Genomic DNA, 15,987 nt, shown 5'->3' with positions numbered 1-15,987 from the left:
GACCGGGCCGGGCCGTGACCGGGCCGGGTCGTGACCGGGCCGGGTCGTGACCGGGCCGGGTCGTGACCGGGCCCGGTCGCCGCCGCGCGGTCGGACCGGGCCCGGCCCGGCGGCGCGGCTCAGCGGCGGCCGTGCGCGATCTCGACGTTCTCCAGCACGCCGACCGCGTCCGGCACCAGGATCGCGGCCGAGTAGTAGGCGCTGACCAGGTACGAGATGATCGCCTTCTCGTCGATGCCCATGAACCGGACCGAGAGGCCCGGCTGGTACTCGTCCGGGAGGCCGGTCTGGTGCAGGCCGATGACGCCCTGGTTGTCCTCACCGGTCCGGATCACCAGGATGGAGCTGGTGTTCTCCTTGCTGATCGGGATCTTGTTGCACGGCAGGATCGGCACTCCGCGCCACGCCGGCACCTGCTGCCCGCCGAGGTCGACGTGGTGCGGGTAGATGCCGCGCGAGTTCAGCTCGCGGCCGATCGCCGCGATGGTCCGCGGGTGGGCGAGCAGGTAGTCGGGGTCACGGCGGCGGCTGAGCAGCTCGTCCAGGTCGTCCGGGGTGGGCGGGCCGGAGTGGGTCTGGATCCGCTGCGCGAAGTCGGCGTTGTTGAGCAGCCCGAACTCCGGGTTGTTGACCAGCTCGTGCTCCTGGCGCTCGCGCAGGGCCTCGATGGTGAGCCGGAGCTGGTGCTCGATCTGGTTCATCGGCTGGTTGTAGAGGTCGGCGACCCGGGTGTGGACCTTGAGGATCGTCTGGGCGACGCTGAGCTCGTACTCGCGCGGCTTGAGCTCGTAGTCCACGAAGGCGCCGGGGAGTTCGTACTCGCCGTGGTGGCCGGCCGACATCGCGATCTCGGCCTCGCCGCGCTCGTTCTGGCGCTGGAGCGGCAGGGCGAGGAAGGCCAGGAGGTGCTCCTGCAGGGCGGGCGAGCCGTCCCGGATCGCCTCGAAGTCGCGGCGGGGCAGCGAGAGGACGGTACCCGCGGTCACCGTCTTGGCCGTGAACTCCCAGACGGCGTCGGCGTCGAGCACCGCCTGCTCGCCGAAGCGGTCGCCGTCGGCGAGCACGCTGACCACCGTCTCGTCACCGTACTTGCCGGTGCCGATCTGGTTGATCTTGCCGTGCGCGATCAGGTAGATCCGGTCGGCGGGCGTGCCGCGCTCGGCCAGCACCTCGCCCGGGCCGAAGTCCCGCTGTTCGCACCGGTCGGCGAGCGCGGTGAGCACCTCGTCGTCCTCGAAGCCGCGCAGCAGGGCGAGTTCACCCAGCTCCTGCGGGATGACCCGGACCTCGGAACCGGTCTTGATGAACTCGACCCGGCCGTCGCCGACGGTGTAGGTGAGGCGGCGGTTCACCCGGTAGGCGCCACCGGCGGCCTGCACCCAGGGCAGCACCTTGAGCAGCCAGCGGGAGGTGATCTCCTGCATCTGCGGCGCGGACTTGGTGGTGGTGGCGAGATTGCGGGCAGCGGCCGTCGTGAGGCTCGACTGCACCACCTGCTGTGTCTCCGGGCTGGTCTCCACGGGCATCGGCAGGGTTCTCCTTCATCTGGTCAGGTCACGTCGTCTGGTCAGGTCGCGCCGACCCGCCGCCCGGTCGGAGCGGCGGCCGAGAAACGGTCTCGACGGATCATCAGATACGCGTATTGGCAGGGGTGTTGGCGATGTTCGCGATTCGGCGCGCCCGCTCGGGCGATCCACCGGGAACCCTAGATCACCAAGGCCCGGCCGATCTCGTGTGGCGGTGGAGTGCCCCCCGATAGGGTGAATCTCTCCGAGCGGAGGGTTTGAATCCGCCGGCCGCACGTCACCCGGACGGCACGTTTCTGCGCATGCGAATCGTCCAGACGTAGGAACGATTCACCCCACCCGAACGGAGCAGCGCGAACGCCCGCACCCCAGCAGGTGGGGTGCGGGCGCAGGGAACAGGTGTTCGCTCGTCGAACAGAGGTGACCGCGGGGACCGCTCAGACCAGCGCCGGCTCCCCCGCCGGCTGCGGCTCCCCCGCGAACCAGGGCCGCCGCTCGAACGAGGCGGGCCTCAACTGGTCGAACCAGGTGGCCCGTTCGTCGTACCGGGCGAAGAACGGCAGGCCCACCCGTTCGGGCTCGCGGGCCTGCAGGAACCGGCAGACGAAGACCCGCTCGCCCGCGATCTCAGCGACGCCGTCCAGGCAGACCTTCCCCGGACCGGCCGACATCACCGGCCCGCGCGCCGTCCGCTCCAGCCCCGACACCTGGCGGACCGCGTCGCGGTAGATCTCCACCGCCCTGGCCAGCGGCACCTCGAAGTAGGAGCTCGCCCCGGTGTCCCGCTCGACGAACAGGTAGTACGGCGCGATGCCGAGCCGCACCATGTCACGCCACATCGCGGCCCAGACGTCCGGGTCGTCGTTGACGTGCCTGATCAGCGGCGCCTGGGCACGGATCACCGCACCGGTGGACCGGATCCGCTCGACGGCCGCCCGGACCGCCTCGCCGGCCAGCTCCCGCGGGTGGCTGACGTGGGCCATCACCGCCACCTGCCGTCCGGTGGCGACCACGCGTTCGAACAGCCGGAGCAGCTCGTCGGCGTCCGGGTCGGTGGTGAACCGGTGCGGCCACCAGGCCAGCGACTTGGTGCCCAGCCGGATCGTGCGCAGGTGCTCGGTGCCGGGGCCGAGCAGCGGCTCGACGTATCCGGCCAGCCGCGCGGTGGACATGATCAGCGGGTCGCCGCCGGTGATCAGCACGTCGGAGACCTCGTGGTGGGCCCGCAGGTAGTCCAGCGCGGTCGCCGGACCGGGCAGGCTCTGCCGCAGGTCCGGCTCACCGACGAACTGGGCCCAGCGGAAGCAGTAGCCGCAGTAGGCGTGGCAGCTCTGGCCCTGGGCGGGGAACAGCAACACCGTCTCGCGGTACTTGTGCTGGAGGCCGGGCACCGGACGGCCGTCCAGCTCCGGGATGTTCTCCTCCAACTGCCCGCCCGGGTGCGGGTTGAGCGCGCGCCGGGCGGCCGCGACGGCCTCGGCGAGCCGCTCGCGCGGGGCGCCGGCGGTGATCAACGCGGAGATCCGGTCGAAGAGCTCCGCCGGGAGCATCTCCCGGTGCGGGAAGGTCAGGCGGTACATCGGGTCGTCGGGGACGCGCCGCCAGTCGATCAGCTCCTCCAGGACGTGGTTGTTCACCTTGAACGGCAGCACGGCCGCGACCACCGCGATCTCGTGCCGCAGCCGCTCGGCAGCCCCGGCGAGCTGCGGCAGCGCGGCGAGCCGGTGGCCGGGTATCGCCCGCAGCTTGGGTCGTCGGCCGGTGGCGGGCACCGGCCCGGCGGCGCCCGCGCCCGCGGCGGTGTCCTTGCCCGCGTCTGCGGCGGTGTCCGCGCCGTCGCCGTCGCCTGCGGCGGCGGTGGTGATGGTGATGGTGATGTCGGCGCCGGTGGTGGTGCCGGCGGCGTCGGCAGGCCCGCCGTTCACACGCTGGTCTCGTACGGTTCGCACCCGTGTCACCCTTCTCCCGGCCGCACCACGCGGCCCTCCGGGCAGCCTAACCTTCGTGCGGTGACCATCCGTCAGAGGGCTTGGGGCATGGCGCTCTTACCGCTCAGCCCGACCTTCGCGGCGGGCGGCGAGCGGGAGGCGGCGAGCGGCGGACGGCGCCCGGCGGTCACCGCGTCACCCGCTTCGCCGCTTCACCGCTTCAGCGGGGCGGCTGAGCGCCGGGCTCGGGCGGCGGGCCGTCGTCCTGCCGCCTCTTCCGATCCTCGCGGTCACGCTCGCGCCGGCGCGCGATGTACCAGAAGGCGCCCACCAGGACGGAGAGCCCGATCACCACGAAGGCGAGCACCGGCCACCGGCTGTCGAACAGCCGGATGTCGGCGAGCAGCAGCACGCCGACCGCTCCCAGCGGGATGAGCACCGAGAGCAGGGCCCGGGCGGCGGACGCCACCATCCCGGGGTCGGTGCGGGCCGGGCGGGGCCCGGACCATCCGGCCGGATCGCCGTCGAAGTGGAAGCCGACCGCGCGCGCGGCGAGTCGGTCGGTGGCCCGGTTGTAGGTGACACCCATGTACGGCAGCCAGACCAGCGGGGCGACCATGCCGATCAGGAAGACCAGCGCCAGCAGCGCCCACCCTCCGGCGGAGCGCCAACGGGACGGCGGCGGGTCCTCACCCTCGCTCGTCAGCCCGAGCAGGCGGGCCATCCGCCAGAGCAGCGAGCCGATCCCGAGGAGGCGGCGGATCCGGCGCACGGGTGCGCGGCCGGACGCCGGGGCGGACACCGGGGCCGGGCCCGACGCCAAGGCACGCTCCGCGGCGGCGAGGTCGGGGTGTGCGCCCTGGAGGACGAGGAGCTCGGCGACCCGGGCCGGTGCCACCGGATCCTTCCCGGCGAGGGCGGCCAGCTCCAGGAGCAGCTGCCCCTGGGCCAGTAGCGCGCTGCAGAAGGCGAACGGGACCAGCCACATGAACGGGCCGCCGACGAACGCCCCCTCGGTCTGGCTGACCCGCCGGGCGTGCGTGACGGCGCGCACGGCCAGCTCGCCCGTCGTCTCGTCGGGGTGGGACGCGCGGAGCGCGGCGGTCCGCCGGGCGGCGCGGGGGCCGCGGTGGCGGACGGCGAAGGTGGCGAGCAGCTCCGGCAGACGGTCGGGGTGCGCGCGCACCGAGCGCAGCAGCTCGACGACGGGGGCGGCGGTGTCGGCCGTGCCGGCGGTGTCAGCGGCGTCGGCCGCGTTGCGCGGCGCGGCTTCCTCACCCGGCCCCGTTTCCGCCGGGACCCGCTCTCGCTCTGGGACCACGTTCGTCTCACCGCCCCGCCGTGTGACCCGGCCGACCCCCGGCGGGGTGTCCGGTCCCTCGTTCCGGGCCTCATCCCAGCCTAATTCGTGTCCGCCGGTTCCCGCCGTTCGTACGCCCGCCGGGCGGCCTGGGCGGGCGGGGGCCAGTCGGCGGGCGGGCGCCGGACAGCCGACGGGCAGCCGACGGGAGGCCGACGCCGACGAGCGACCGGCGGGCGAAGCTCGGCGGGCCGAGCCGCCCCCCAGCGCCTGCCCGTGTGCGCCGGTGCCCGCGACCACCGCCCGCAACCGTGCCCGTCACCATGCCCGTGGCCTTGCCCGCGGCCCCGTTCGCGTCCCGTGACGCGGGGCCGTCAGGCGGTCTCGAAGCCGTGCCGGACCATGTCGAAGCGGCCGGCCGCGAGGTCCTCGTCGGTGATCCAGAACGACACGTGGACGCACTCCCCCCAGGCCGCGTCCAGCACGCCGCTCTCGATCTGGAGCAGTGGCCGGTGGCCCTCGGGGCGGCCGGTGTCGGTGTCGCACCAGCCGAGCACCCGCACCTCGGGCCGGGGCAGCTGTTCCGCGAGGTCGAGGGCGAGATCGAGCGCGATCAGGAAGTCGTCGGGGAAGAGGTCCTCCAGCTCGCGGTCCTGGTAGGACGGCGCGGAGATCGCCCACGACGCGCGGACCGGGACGGCCGGGACGGCGGGCGTGCCGTCCTCGCTCGGCGGTGCCGGCCTGGGTGGCGCGCCGGCGGGCACGTGCAGGACGCGGCAGCCGCGGCCGCTGAAGTCCGTGAGCCACTCGTCGTGGAAGAAGAGCAGCAGTCCGTCGGAGGGCAGCGGCCAGGGGCCGCCGGGGCCGGTGGCCCGGAAGGCCGCGGCCAGTGCGGCGCAGTCCAACTCGGCGAGCAGCTGCATCGGGCGGCCGGAGAACTCCGGCCACGCCGTGCCCGCCGGCAGCGCGGGCAGCCCTCCGAGACGGCCCGCGCGCACCTCGTCCTCACCCGCCCCGCCCTCACCCGCCCCGTCCGCGCCTCCGCCGCCGTCCACGGGTGCGAGGACCAGCGAGGAGCGGAACAGACCGTGCACGCGCGGCGCGACCAGGTCGCCCGCCCGTTCGCGGATCACCGCCGCGACGGCCTCGGGTATCGGTGGGGCGTCGCCGTCCAGGGCGGTCGCGGACGTGTCAGTGGTCACCGGTTCGGCCATGTGCGAAGCCTGCCATCCGGGTCCGACAATCCACGGGCGCCGCAGTCCGCGCACGCCCGCCCGCGTACTCGCTCACCCGTGCGTTTCGTGGCGGCCCTGGGAACGATGGCGGCCCGTCAGGTGCCGGTACGGGGGTGATCGGCACCTGACGGGGGCCCGGGCGGTTCCGGGCGGTTCCGGGCGGTTCCGGGTGTTCACTCGCCCCGGAGGGGTTGCGGCTGCGGGATCAGGAGCAGGTGACCTCGTTGCCGGGGACGTCGAAGATGCCGGAGTCGGAGGCCGTGCCCGAGGCGTACTCGTAGTAGAGGTACGTGTAGAAGTCGATGCGCGCGCCGCTGCCGCAGGCCGAGTCGGCGGCGATGTCGTAGGTCAGCGTGACGGTGGTGGTGGCGCCCGCCGCGACCGGGACGGAGTGGTGGACCAGGCCGCTGGTGGCACCGGTGTCACAGCTGGTGACGTTGCCGCCGCAGGACGCGAAGGCGTACTTCAGGCCGGTGTTCAGGGTGGTGCCGTAGGTCGGCTGGATGGACTCGTAGACGAACTGCGCGGCGGTGTCGTGCGGGTTGGTCAGGGTGAGCGTCAGGGTGACGGAGGAGCCCGGCGTCGCCGTCGACTTGTCCGAGGAGACGGTGAGCAGCGGGGTGTCGGCGTGGGCGGGAGCGGCCGAGAGGATCAGGCCGAGCAGGAGGGCGAGGATCGCGGGCAGGCCGAGGCGGCTCAGGAGTGATGTGCGCATGACCATGGAGCGTAGGCAAGCCGTGCCTGCTCCGGTGGCTGCCTCCGCGCCGGCCCGTACCGGCATATGACAGCGGAGCGGACGCGGGGACCACTACCTTCCGGTTCCGCCCCCGTGGGGCGGTGCGGCGCCCTAACCTTCGTGCCCCGCCCTCCGCTCCCCGGGCTCCGCCACGCCCCCGTCCCTCCCCGCTCTCCACGCCGGTCACGCCAGTCCCCCCGGTCATGCCGGTCACGCCGGTCCCGTCCGCCTCGCCGATCGCATCGGCCGTACCGCGCGCACATGCCGCCCGGTCCGCCCCTCCCCCCGCCAGGCCACCGCGCCGGCCGGCCGGCCGTCAGAGCGGTGTCGGAAGGATGTCGCAGAGCGCGTCGAGCGCGGCCGGGTAGGCGTGGTCGGGCGGGGTGGAGTAGCCGACGACCAGCCCGTCCGGGGCGGGCACCGCCTCGGGCGTGGCCAGCGGGTGCCGGTAGTCCGCGAGGCCGTCCAGCGCGAGCCCCCGGTAGGCCGCCGCCTTGAGCACCGACCGCTCCGTCCCGGGTGCGAGCCGGAGCACCGCGTGCAGGCCGGCCGCGATGCCGGAGACCTCGATGTGCGGGGCGCGCGCGGCCAGTGCGGCGACCAGTTGGTCCCGGCGGTCGCAGTAGCGGCGGCGCATCCGCCGGACGTGGCGGTCGTAGCCGCCCGAGTCGATGAACTCCGCGAGCGTCAGCTGGTCGAGCGCGCTCACCCAGGCCTCCCGCTCCCCCTTGGCGGCGAGCACCCGGTCGACCAGGTGGTCGGGCAGCACCATCCAGCCGATCCGCAGTGCGGGGCTGAGGCTCTTGCTGGCGGTGCCGAGGTAGACCACCCGCTCGGGGTCCAGGCCCTGGACCGCGCCGACGGGCTGGCGGTCGTAGCGGAACTCGCCGTCGTAGTCGTCCTCCAGGATCAGTCCGCCGCGCCCGCGCGCCCAGTCCACCACCGCCGCGCGCCGGCCGGCGTGCAGGGGTCCCCCGGTCGGGAACTGGTGGGCCGGGGTGAGCAGGACCGTCCGGACGTCCGGGTGGTGCGTCAACTCGTCGACCCGCGCGCCGTGTTCGTCGAGCGAGAGCGGCACGGTGGTCGCCCCGGCGGCGGCGAGCAGCCCGCGGTGGAAGGCCAGTCCGTACGCCTCGACCGCGAGCGGTCCGCTGTCGCGGGCGGGCAGCACGGCCCGCGCGCCGTCGAAGAGCAGCCGCAGTCCGTGGGCGAAGCCCGAGCAGACCACGATCCGCTCCGGGTCGGTCCGCACGCCGCGCACGCGGGCCAGGTAGTCGGCGAGGACGGCGCGCAGCTCGTGGCGGCCCTGTGGATCGCCCGGTCCGAACGCCTCGTTGGGCGCGGCGGTGAGCGCGCGCCGCCCGGCGGCGAGCCAGGCGGTGCGGGGGAAGGAGGCCGCGTCGGGCCGGCCCTGCCGCAGGTCGTGGACGGGTCGCGGTGGCCGGGACGGCCGCCGGGTCCTGGCCGGGGGGACGGGTTCGGCCCGCTCGGCGACGGCGGTGCCGGAACCCTGCCGGGCGGTGAGCCAGCCCTCGGCGACCAGTTCGGCGTAGGCGTCGGCGGCGGTGTTCCGGGCGACGCCGAGGTCGGCGGCGAGTGTGCGGTAGGGCGGCAGGCGGGTGCCGGGTGCGAGGCGGCCGCTGCGGATCGCCTCGCGCAGGGCGGCCATCAGGGCGGCGCGGCGGCTCCCGGTGGCGGGGAGGTCGAGGTGCAGGTCGGTGCCGGACGGGCCCGTGCCGGAGTGGGCGGCGCCACCGGTGTCGCCCTCGCCGCCGGAAGCCGCCACACCGCTCACGCCACCCGCACTGCCCACAGCACCCACGCCGCCTGCACTGCCCGTACCGCCCGTGCTGCCCGCACTGCCCCCGGCACCCACGCCACTCGCGAGGTCCGGCCGGTCGGCGGTGCTGCGGGGCTGCTGTCCGGCGGGACGGCGGCGGGGTGTCCGAGGCGGCTCGACCGGGGTGTCCGTCATGATCAGGCAGCCTATCGCCGGAACGCGGTCGACCACGGGGCCGGGTCCGGCGCCCGCCGACGCCCGCTAACGCTCCCGCCCCGCCGCCCGCCCCGGCGACCGCTCCACCGGGCTGGTTCCTCCGGTCGTCGAAGGCTCCGCGGCGCGGCCGCCACGAGCGTGATCGAGAATTCCCGGACGCCCGGCGGAGAGGGGAGGATGGCCGGGGCCACGGGTGTGGTCACCTGCGGGGAAAGGGGCGGGAGCGGTAGTGGGTGCTGGGGTGGGACCGGTCGGGTCGACGGTGGGGGCGATGGTCGGGCGGGGCCGGGAACAGGCGGTGCTGGCGGCGTTCGTGACGGAGCCGGGGCCCCGGGCTCTGCTCCTGCGGGGTGAGACGGGCGTGGGCAAGAGCGCGCTGCTCGACCACGCCGCCGGGGTCGCGGCGGACGCCGGGCACCTGGTGCTCCGGGCGGGCGGGGCCGAGGCGGAGAGCGAGCTGCCCTTCGCGGGACTGCACCAGTTCCTGCACCCCCTGCTCCCGCGGGCCGCCGGCCTGGACGCAGCCCACCGCGCGGTGTTCGACGTCGTCTTCGGGTACGGCGACGGGACGCCGCCGTCGGTCATGTCGCTGGGAATCGCCGTTCTCGGCCTGGTGTCCCTGGCCGGCTCCGAGCAACCGGTGCTGCTGGTCCTGGACGACGGCCAGTGGGTCGACGCCGCCAGCGCCGACGTGCTCGGCTTCGTGGCGCGCCGCCTCGCCGGCAGTCCGGTACGCCTGCTGGTCGGCGTGCGCTCCGACGTCACCTCCCGGTTCGACGCGGCGGCGCTGGCGGAGCTCCCGGTGGCCGCGTTGGCGGACGAGGACGCGGAGCGGCTGCTGGACCGGCGCCATCCGCGCCTCGATCCCCGGGTGCGGCGGCTGGTCCTGGACCAGGCCGGCGGCAATCCGCTCGCGCTGCTGGAACTCCCGCCGTACGTGGGAGCCGCGCACCGGGGCGGCGGCGGCGCGGATGGAAGCGGTTCCGCGGCCGGCGGGCCGGCGTCGGACCCGCGCCCGGCCGGACTGCCGCGCCGCCTCCAGCACGTGTTCGGCACGCGGATCGAGCGGCTCGGCGACGGGGTGCGGGAGGAGCTGCTGCGGGCGGCACTCGACGGTGTGGGCACGCGGACCGGCGGCGGACCCGGCGCCCGGTACCGGATGCGGGGCGTCGACGAGGCGGCCGCCTGCGGCCTGCTCGACGTCGATCCGGTCGGCGGCGACTTCGTGTTCCGGCACCCCCTGGTGCGCTCGGCCGTCGTCCAGCTGGCCACGCCCGACCGTCGGCGGGCGGCGCACGCGGAGCTGGCGCGGGTCCACGCCGAGGACGTCGAGCGGCGGGCCACCCACCTGGCGGCGGCGGCCCTGGGCCCCGACGAGCGGGTGGCCGCCGCGTTGGAGGCGGCCGCCGAGTCGGCCACCCGGCGCGGCGGTGCGCTGGCGGCGGTCGCGTGGCTGACCAGGGCCGCCGAGCTCAGCGAGGACCACGACGAGCGGTCGCGGCGCCTCGGCGACGCCGCGTTCGTCGCCGGGCACTCCGCCCTCCTGGAGCAGGCGCGCAGGCTCACCGACGGCGTGGCCTCGCCCGGCGGGGCGGCCGCGGCCACGGTGACGTCCGCGTACACGGCCCTGTACGAGGACGGGGACGTGCGGTCGGCGCGGCTGCAGGTCGTCGCGGCGATCGAACGGATCCGGGCCGCGGACCAGGGGCGCTCCGCGGAGGCCCCGCACTGCACCGAGCCCCGGCGGCCCCCGGGAACCACACCGCCCCCGGGGAGCGGACCGCCGGCCGGGAGCGGGCGGCCGGCGGTCGACGGGCAGGCACCAAGCACCGGACAGCCGGCGGCCGACGGGCAGCCACCCGCGAACGGACAGCCGCCCGAGGTGCTCACCCGGCTGGTGAACCTCCTGCTCGCCGTCAACCAGTACGCCGCCGACCCGGACGCCTGGGAGGCCGCGCACCGGCTCCTGACATCCATGGGCCCGCTGGTGACACCTGCCTCGCTGATCTACCGCGACGCCTGGAGCGACGTGGTCCGCCACGGCAACGGTGTGCCCGACCGGGTCGAACGCGCCTTCGCCGACCTCCCGCGCCTGGAGCCGTGGGACGTCACGCGGCTGGCCGTCGCCGCGTACCACGTCGACACGCTGCACCACTACGGCCCGCTCCTGCGCCGCACCGTGGACCGGGAGGTGGAGACCGGCGCCGTCGCCAACGGCATGACCATGCTGCACCTCGTCATGCTCGACCAACTGGCCACCGGCGCTTGGGACGAGGCCGAGCGGACCGGGCACCGCGCGCTGGAGCTGACCACCGCCCACGGCCACGCGCTGTTCGCCCACCACGGCCGCGCCTACCTGGCGCTCCTGGCGGCCCTGCGCGGACAGTCCCGGCGCGCCAGGGAGCTGCAGTCGACCGTGGAGTCCTGGGCACGGCCGCGGGGCGTGGGGTTCCTCCTCCAGATCGCCGACGCCGTGGGAGCGGCGGCGGCACTGAGCGACGGGGACTACGAGACCGCCTACCGGTACGCCACCGGCATCACCGCTCCCGGCACCTTCGCGCCCTGCGCCCACCAGGCCTCGCGCACCCTGCTCGACCTGGTCGAGGCCGCCCTGCACACCGGCCGCGCCGACCAGGCCCGCCGGCACGCGCTCGCCGCGCGTGACGCCGGCCTGTCGGCGGTCTCGCCCAGACTGGCGCTCCTCACCCACGGGGTGCTGTCGATGACGGCGGCCCACGACCCGGAGGCCGAGGAGGAGTTCGCCCTCGCCGAGGCCCACCCGGCCGGCGCGCACCTCCCGTTCGAGCTCGCGCGGATCCGTCTCGCCCACGGTGCCCGGCTGCGCCGCACCAGCGGCCCGCGGGCGGCGCGGCAGCCGCTGACGCGCGCGGCCGAGGCCTTCGAACGGCTCGGCGCCCCGAGCTGGGCCGAACGCGCCCGGGCCGAACTCCGCGCCTCGGGCGTCCCCGCACCCGGCCCCGGACCGAGCCCGGCCGCCGCCCGCCTGGCCACGCTGACCTGGCAGGAGCGCCGGATCGCCGAGCTGGCGGCGGGCGGGCTGACCAACAAGGAGATCGGTGCCCTGGTCCGGCTGTCCCCGCGCACCGTCGGCTCCCACCTGTACCGGCTGTTCCCGAAGCTCGGCATCACCTCCCGCGCGGCCCTGCGCGACGCCCTGGGCCCGGCCGGGGGCGCCACGCCGGCGCCCGTCGACTGAGCACCGGCCCCGGCTTCGACCGGCCGCGGCCCGGCCTCCGGATCGGCCTCCGGAGCGGGCGGGCGAGAATTCGGCCCCGACGGTTCACGCCGCGAGAGCGCGCGGGCTCTTACCCACGGAAGGTCCGCAGCGGAGCGGACCTGTGAGAGGAGGGCCGCGGATGGATCCGCTCACGGCCGCAGTCCTGGCAGCCGCGTCGGGCCTGGCGGTGCGCGTCACCGTCGTGGTGTGCCAGTACCTGCGACTGCGGCGTCAGGAGCACGCCCGCCAACAGATCATCGAGACGCTGGCGCGAACCCTGCCCCAGGGCGGTCGGTTCCACGAGGTCCGCACCGACGGCAGCACGACGATGCTGGCGATCCCACGGCAGGCGAGGCGACGGGGGGACGGGACGGGTGAGTGACAAGGAACCACTCGACGAGGCACCGTCCCGCCCGTTGCTCACTCCGCACGACCCCGGCGGCCTGCTCGCCTCGGACGGGCGGTCGACGCGGGAGGACTTCGCCGCGTTCTACCGCCGTTTCACCCCGGTCCTGGTCGGCTTCCTGATGTGGCAGGGCGCTCCCGGGCGGCTGGCCGCCGACCTGGCCCAGGAGACGATGATCAAGGCCTTCCAGGGGTGGCGGCAGATCCGGTCACCTGAGTCCTGGGCCAGGAAAGTGGCCTCCCGGGAACTGGTACGGCATGTCAGCCGGGTCGAGGAGGATCCGGTCGACCTGGTCCCCGAGACGGTGAACCCGCTCCTGCGCCGCCCTGCGGAGCTGGCGGAGTGGGAGGTCCGGCACGAACTCGTGGAGTTGCTCGGAGACCTGCCCCCTCGCCAGCGACAGGTACTGGCCTGGAGCGTGTCCGGCTACAGCCCGTCGGAGATCGCCGAGGAGCTCGGCATCGAATCCGCCGCGGTGCGCGCCAATCTGATGAAGGCACGCCGTGCGGTCGCCCTTCGGATGAAGGCCCGAGAGGAGGACTCATGACCAATCCGTCGGCGTCCGTTCCGGATGACGAGGCGGTCAACCGGTGGCTCGGCGCGCAGCAGGTGGAGCTGGTGCACGGCCTCGCGGGCTTCCTCGACACGGGATCAGGGCTCCGGGAAGTCATGGTGCACGCCCGCCACGCCGCTCTCGTCGATTCCCTCGGAGACGCGCTCGACCTCGAAGCAGGCCTGGCCGCGGTCCTCCGGGCGGACCGGGGAGCACCGATCGAGTCGCCGGCGGTGGCCGGTCGGGGCGGGGATCAGGGCGGCGGGGATCAGGGCGGCAGGGACCTCGTCCGCGTCGTCGAGGCCCTGGACCCCTGGGCGCGGCTCACCCTGCGCCGTGACCCCGTCATCATCGCCAGCATCCGGGGCGGGCTCGTCCTGCGGGCCGTCGACCTGGCCGTCCACCTCGACCGGGACCTCGCCCACGCCCTCACCCTCGCCCACTCCCTGTCCCGAACGCTCGCCTACGATCTCGGCCACTCGATCGCGCTCCCCCGCGACGTCACCCTCGCTCGCGAACTCCACCTGGCCGTCGACTTCGCCCTCCGCCACGCCGACGACGTCCACCACCGAGCGCTCGTCCTGGCTCGTGTCCTCGCCCACGACTTCGCCCACGACCTCGCCCACGACCTGGCGCGCGACCTCGCCCACCACCGCGCCCGGGACCTCGCCCACGCCCTGGCCCGCGACCTCGCCCGCGACCTCGCGTGGGACCTCGCCCACGCCCTGGCCCGCGACCTCGACCTCGCGGCGGGCACGCTGCTCGGCCTACCGGACGCCGCGGACCTCGGGACCGGTCTGCTGGACGGCCTCCTCGACGACTTCACAGGGGCCGACCTGAGCGGCGTGGATCTGACCCGGGCGGACCTCACCGGCATGCGCTGGTCGGTCCACGGCACTCGGTGGCCTGCCGCGACCGATGTCGACCAGCTCAAGAACGGCTCGCAGGAGACCCCGGTCGGCTCCGGCGTCTACGTGATCCGCCCGGGGACCTCGGCTACCGACTTCACCCGGGTGTGAGGCGTGCGCGCGACAGGGGTGGGCAGTGGCCGCCCACCCCGTGCCGATGACCGGCACGCCGGTCGGCCGCAACGGGGCCCCGGACCGGACCGGGCCCCGGCGCGACGGGGACCCGGCGCGGTGTGCGGTGTCAGTCGATGCGGACCGAGTTGACGATGTACGAGCGCACGTCGTTGCGGGTGCGCTCGGCCAGCGTCGAGTCCGTGGAGTAGGCACTCACGGTCAGCCAGATGTTCCCGGCCTGCGGGACGCAGACGATGGTGGCGATCACGTCGCCGTTGCCTCCGATCACCTGGTAGTCGCCGTTGCCGGCCAGGTCGTAGACCTGGAAGCCCTGCCGCTGGAGGGCGGTCTGGGCCAGGCCGAGACAGCTGCCGAGGTTGTCGTTCTTGGTGAAGGTGCCCCAGTGCGCGTACATGCGGTCTCCCGTTCGTGCCGTGGCCGGGGTGGCCGCGGGCCGCGGTTCCGGCCCGTGTGTCGAGCGTCGGGGGCCGGATGTCCCGGAAGCACGGGGCCGGCGTCCCGTTCGTGCCCTGCCGCGAGGCCCGGGACCGGGGCGCGGGAGCCGAGCGGCGAGCGGCGGGCGGCGGGCGGCGGGCGGCCGCGAGCAGCGGGTGGGGGAGGCCGGGCGCCGGGCAGGGGAGGCCGGGCGCCGGGCGGGAGGGCCGCCCGCAGCGGCACGTCCGGTACGCCGGGCGGGCGGCGGGACTGCTGCATCGGTGTGGGCTTCCGCCTGCGATCGGGTGATCGGATGGTCGGATTATGTCGTCATGGGCGTGTCGGCTGGCTATTCCTTCCGCATGACCAACACCAGGAAGTACCTGCTCGCCGCCGGTCTCAGCGCCGCGCTGGCCGTCCTCTCCGCCGGCCCCGCCTTCGCCGGCGGCTGCGACGACTCCGGGTACAGCGCCCCCGCCCAGCCCGCGCCGTCCGACTCCGCCTTCTTCGGCGGGGGTGGCGGGACCACCTGTATCAACACCGGCGGCGCCTACGCCAGCGGTGTCGTGGCGGGCTCCCCGGGCGTGCTCTCCGGCAACCAGATCCAGATCCCGATCAGCATCCCGATCAACATCTGCGGCAACGGCGTCTCCGTGCTCTAGCCGCCTCCCACCCCACTCCCCCTTCCGCAGCACTGAGGGCCGCGGCCCCGGCTTCCGCCCGGGACCGCGGCCCTCCGCCGTCGGCCGCCGTCCGCGGCGTCCGCCGCGTCCGCTACGGCACCACCGTGACCGGCCAGCGCCCCGCCTTCACCAGCCGCACCGCGACCGAGCCGATCACCCGGTGCCCCGCCTGCTCGGAGGCGCCGACCACCACCGCGTCCGCGCGCAGCTCGTCCGCCATCCGAGCCAGGCCCGTGAAGGGGTCGCCCCGGACGGTCAGGAAGCGCCAGTCCAGGCGCCAGACGTCGCGCAGCCGGTGCTCGGCCTCGCGCAGCGCGTCGAGCAGTTCGTCGGCGATCTCCCGGGTGGTCTCCTCCACCGCCGCGCCCGCGAGCGCGGTGGCCGCACCGAGCACGGGCTGGATGTACGCGACCGCCAGGGTGGCGTTCTGCCGCCGGGCGAGGCCCGCCGCGTAGGCGGTGGCCCGCCACGCCGAGTCCGAGCCGTCCAGCCCGGCCAGGATCACCTTGGGCCCGTCCGTCCCCAGCTCGAACCCGGCGGGCGCGGCCGCCGCATCCGGCTCCCCGGCGCCCTCGAAGGCCTCCGCGTCCCACTGCGCATCGCTCTCGTTGCTCATGGCCCGAGGCTATGCCGGACACACCGGGTGAGGGCACGGGGCACGGCGGGTGAGGGCTGTGGTGCGGGCCACCCGGAGCCGGGTCGCCCACCACCCTCTCCACCACCCCCGGCAGAGGGACCGTCACCCACCGTCGACGATGTAAGCGGCCTCACAGCCCCATCCCTGTGGCCCGGACCACTTCCACCCCCAAAACGATCTTGAAAATGCGGACATATGCCTTCAAAACACCCCATTTCCTAGATCAATACGACCGGTAACAGCACCCTGACGTGCCTAAACCTACGAATCCTTGAAACCCCCACCACCACCC

The 15,987-nt window shown here is 75.0% G+C and carries 13 protein-coding genes; 5 read left to right on the top strand and 8 right to left on the bottom strand.

The features are described 5' to 3' along the window. Positions 1-119: 119 nt before the first annotated feature. The 6 genes from AC067J_RS30575 to pdxR form a co-directional block, all read right to left on the bottom strand. Positions 120-1,526 (bottom strand): family 2B encapsulin nanocompartment shell protein, encoded by a 1,407-nt coding sequence (locus tag AC067J_RS30575; RefSeq protein WP_478304649.1) that lies wholly within the window; start codon positions 1,524-1,526, stop codon positions 120-122. Positions 1,527-1,963: 437 nt separating this feature from the next. Continuing rightward, positions 1,964-3,475 (bottom strand): KamA family radical SAM protein, encoded by a 1,512-nt coding sequence (locus tag AC067J_RS30570; protein ID WP_478304647.1) that lies wholly within the window; start codon positions 3,473-3,475, stop codon positions 1,964-1,966. Positions 3,476-3,674: 199 nt separating this feature from the next. Continuing rightward, a complete protein-coding gene (locus AC067J_RS30565) occupies positions 3,675-4,775 on the bottom strand; it encodes a hypothetical protein (protein WP_478304645.1) in 1,101 nt (366 codons plus the stop codon). Between the two features lie 353 nt (positions 4,776-5,128). After that, on the bottom strand, positions 5,129-5,956 hold the full coding sequence (locus tag AC067J_RS30560; protein WP_478304643.1) for a DUF1963 domain-containing protein: 828 nt from the start codon (positions 5,954-5,956) through the stop codon (positions 5,129-5,131). 238 nt (positions 5,957-6,194) lie between these two features. Next, the gene (locus AC067J_RS30555; RefSeq protein ID WP_478304641.1) at positions 6,195-6,704 is read right to left on the bottom strand and encodes a hypothetical protein; all 510 of its coding nucleotides are present in this window, start codon (positions 6,702-6,704) and stop codon (positions 6,195-6,197) included. 337 nt (positions 6,705-7,041) lie between these two features. Then, complete coding sequence (gene pdxR / locus AC067J_RS30550) at positions 7,042-8,439, bottom strand: MocR-like pyridoxine biosynthesis transcription factor PdxR (RefSeq protein ID WP_478304868.1); 1,398 nt, start codon at positions 8,437-8,439, stop codon at positions 7,042-7,044. Positions 8,440-8,992: 553 nt separating this feature from the next. On the opposite strand from pdxR, the gene AC067J_RS30545 reads away from it, so the two are divergent. The 4 genes from AC067J_RS30545 (at position 8,993) to AC067J_RS30530 (ending at position 13,937) form a co-directional block, all read left to right on the top strand. Then, positions 8,993-11,938, top strand: a complete 2,946-nt coding sequence (locus AC067J_RS30545) for a helix-turn-helix transcriptional regulator (protein WP_478304640.1) — start codon at positions 8,993-8,995, stop codon at positions 11,936-11,938. Between the two features lie 160 nt (positions 11,939-12,098). Then, positions 12,099-12,341, top strand: coding sequence for a hypothetical protein (locus tag AC067J_RS30540; protein WP_478304638.1), 243 nt, complete (start codon positions 12,099-12,101; stop codon positions 12,339-12,341). After that, entirely contained in the window at positions 12,334-12,912 is a 579-nt protein-coding gene (locus tag AC067J_RS30535) for an RNA polymerase sigma factor (protein ID WP_478304636.1), read from the top strand. Before AC067J_RS30540 ends, AC067J_RS30535 begins: the two co-directional genes overlap by 8 nt. After that, positions 12,909-13,937, top strand: coding sequence for a pentapeptide repeat-containing protein (locus tag AC067J_RS30530; protein ID WP_478304634.1), 1,029 nt, complete (start codon positions 12,909-12,911; stop codon positions 13,935-13,937). The genes AC067J_RS30535 and AC067J_RS30530 overlap by 4 nt, the downstream gene beginning before the upstream one ends. A gap of 130 nt (positions 13,938-14,067) precedes the next feature. Here the strand turns inward: AC067J_RS30530 and AC067J_RS30525 are convergent, their stop codons facing one another. After that, on the bottom strand, positions 14,068-14,355 hold the full coding sequence (locus AC067J_RS30525; protein ID WP_478304632.1) for a hypothetical protein: 288 nt from the start codon (positions 14,353-14,355) through the stop codon (positions 14,068-14,070). A gap of 382 nt (positions 14,356-14,737) precedes the next feature. Between AC067J_RS30525 and AC067J_RS30520 the strand changes: the two genes are divergently transcribed. After that, positions 14,738-15,037 (top strand): chaplin family protein, encoded by a 300-nt coding sequence (locus AC067J_RS30520; RefSeq protein WP_478304630.1) that lies wholly within the window; start codon positions 14,738-14,740, stop codon positions 15,035-15,037. Positions 15,038-15,149: 112 nt separating this feature from the next. Here the strand turns inward: AC067J_RS30520 and AC067J_RS30515 are convergent, their stop codons facing one another. Then, a complete protein-coding gene (locus tag AC067J_RS30515) occupies positions 15,150-15,674 on the bottom strand; it encodes a universal stress protein (RefSeq protein WP_478304628.1) in 525 nt (174 codons plus the stop codon). Positions 15,675-15,987 lie beyond the last annotated feature (313 nt).

The sequence above is a fragment of the Kitasatospora sp. NPDC042419 genome (genome assembly GCF_056437345.1).
The sequence above is the reverse complement of the archived record's forward strand: the minus strand, read 5'-3'. Positions and strand labels throughout refer to the sequence as shown.

Bases quoted from the DNA above. Each gene is read 5' to 3' on its own strand.
- AC067J_RS30540 (WP_478304638.1), top strand. From the start codon at position 12,099: ATGGATCCGCTCACGGCCGCAGTCCTGGCAGCCGCGTCGGGCCTGGCG.
- AC067J_RS30515 (WP_478304628.1), bottom strand. From the start codon at position 15,674: ATGAGCAACGAGAGCGATGCGCAGTGGGACGCGGAGGCCTTCGAGGGC.
- AC067J_RS30555 (WP_478304641.1), bottom strand. From the start codon at position 6,704: ATGCGCACATCACTCCTGAGCCGCCTCGGCCTGCCCGCGATCCTCGCC.
- AC067J_RS30525 (WP_478304632.1), bottom strand. From the start codon at position 14,355: ATGTACGCGCACTGGGGCACCTTCACCAAGAACGACAACCTCGGCAGC.
- AC067J_RS30530 (WP_478304634.1), top strand. From the start codon at position 12,909: ATGACCAATCCGTCGGCGTCCGTTCCGGATGACGAGGCGGTCAACCGG.
- AC067J_RS30520 (WP_478304630.1), top strand. From the start codon at position 14,738: ATGACCAACACCAGGAAGTACCTGCTCGCCGCCGGTCTCAGCGCCGCG.
- AC067J_RS30575 (WP_478304649.1), bottom strand. From the start codon at position 1,526: ATGCCCGTGGAGACCAGCCCGGAGACACAGCAGGTGGTGCAGTCGAGC.
- AC067J_RS30545 (WP_478304640.1), top strand. From the start codon at position 8,993: ATGGTCGGGCGGGGCCGGGAACAGGCGGTGCTGGCGGCGTTCGTGACG.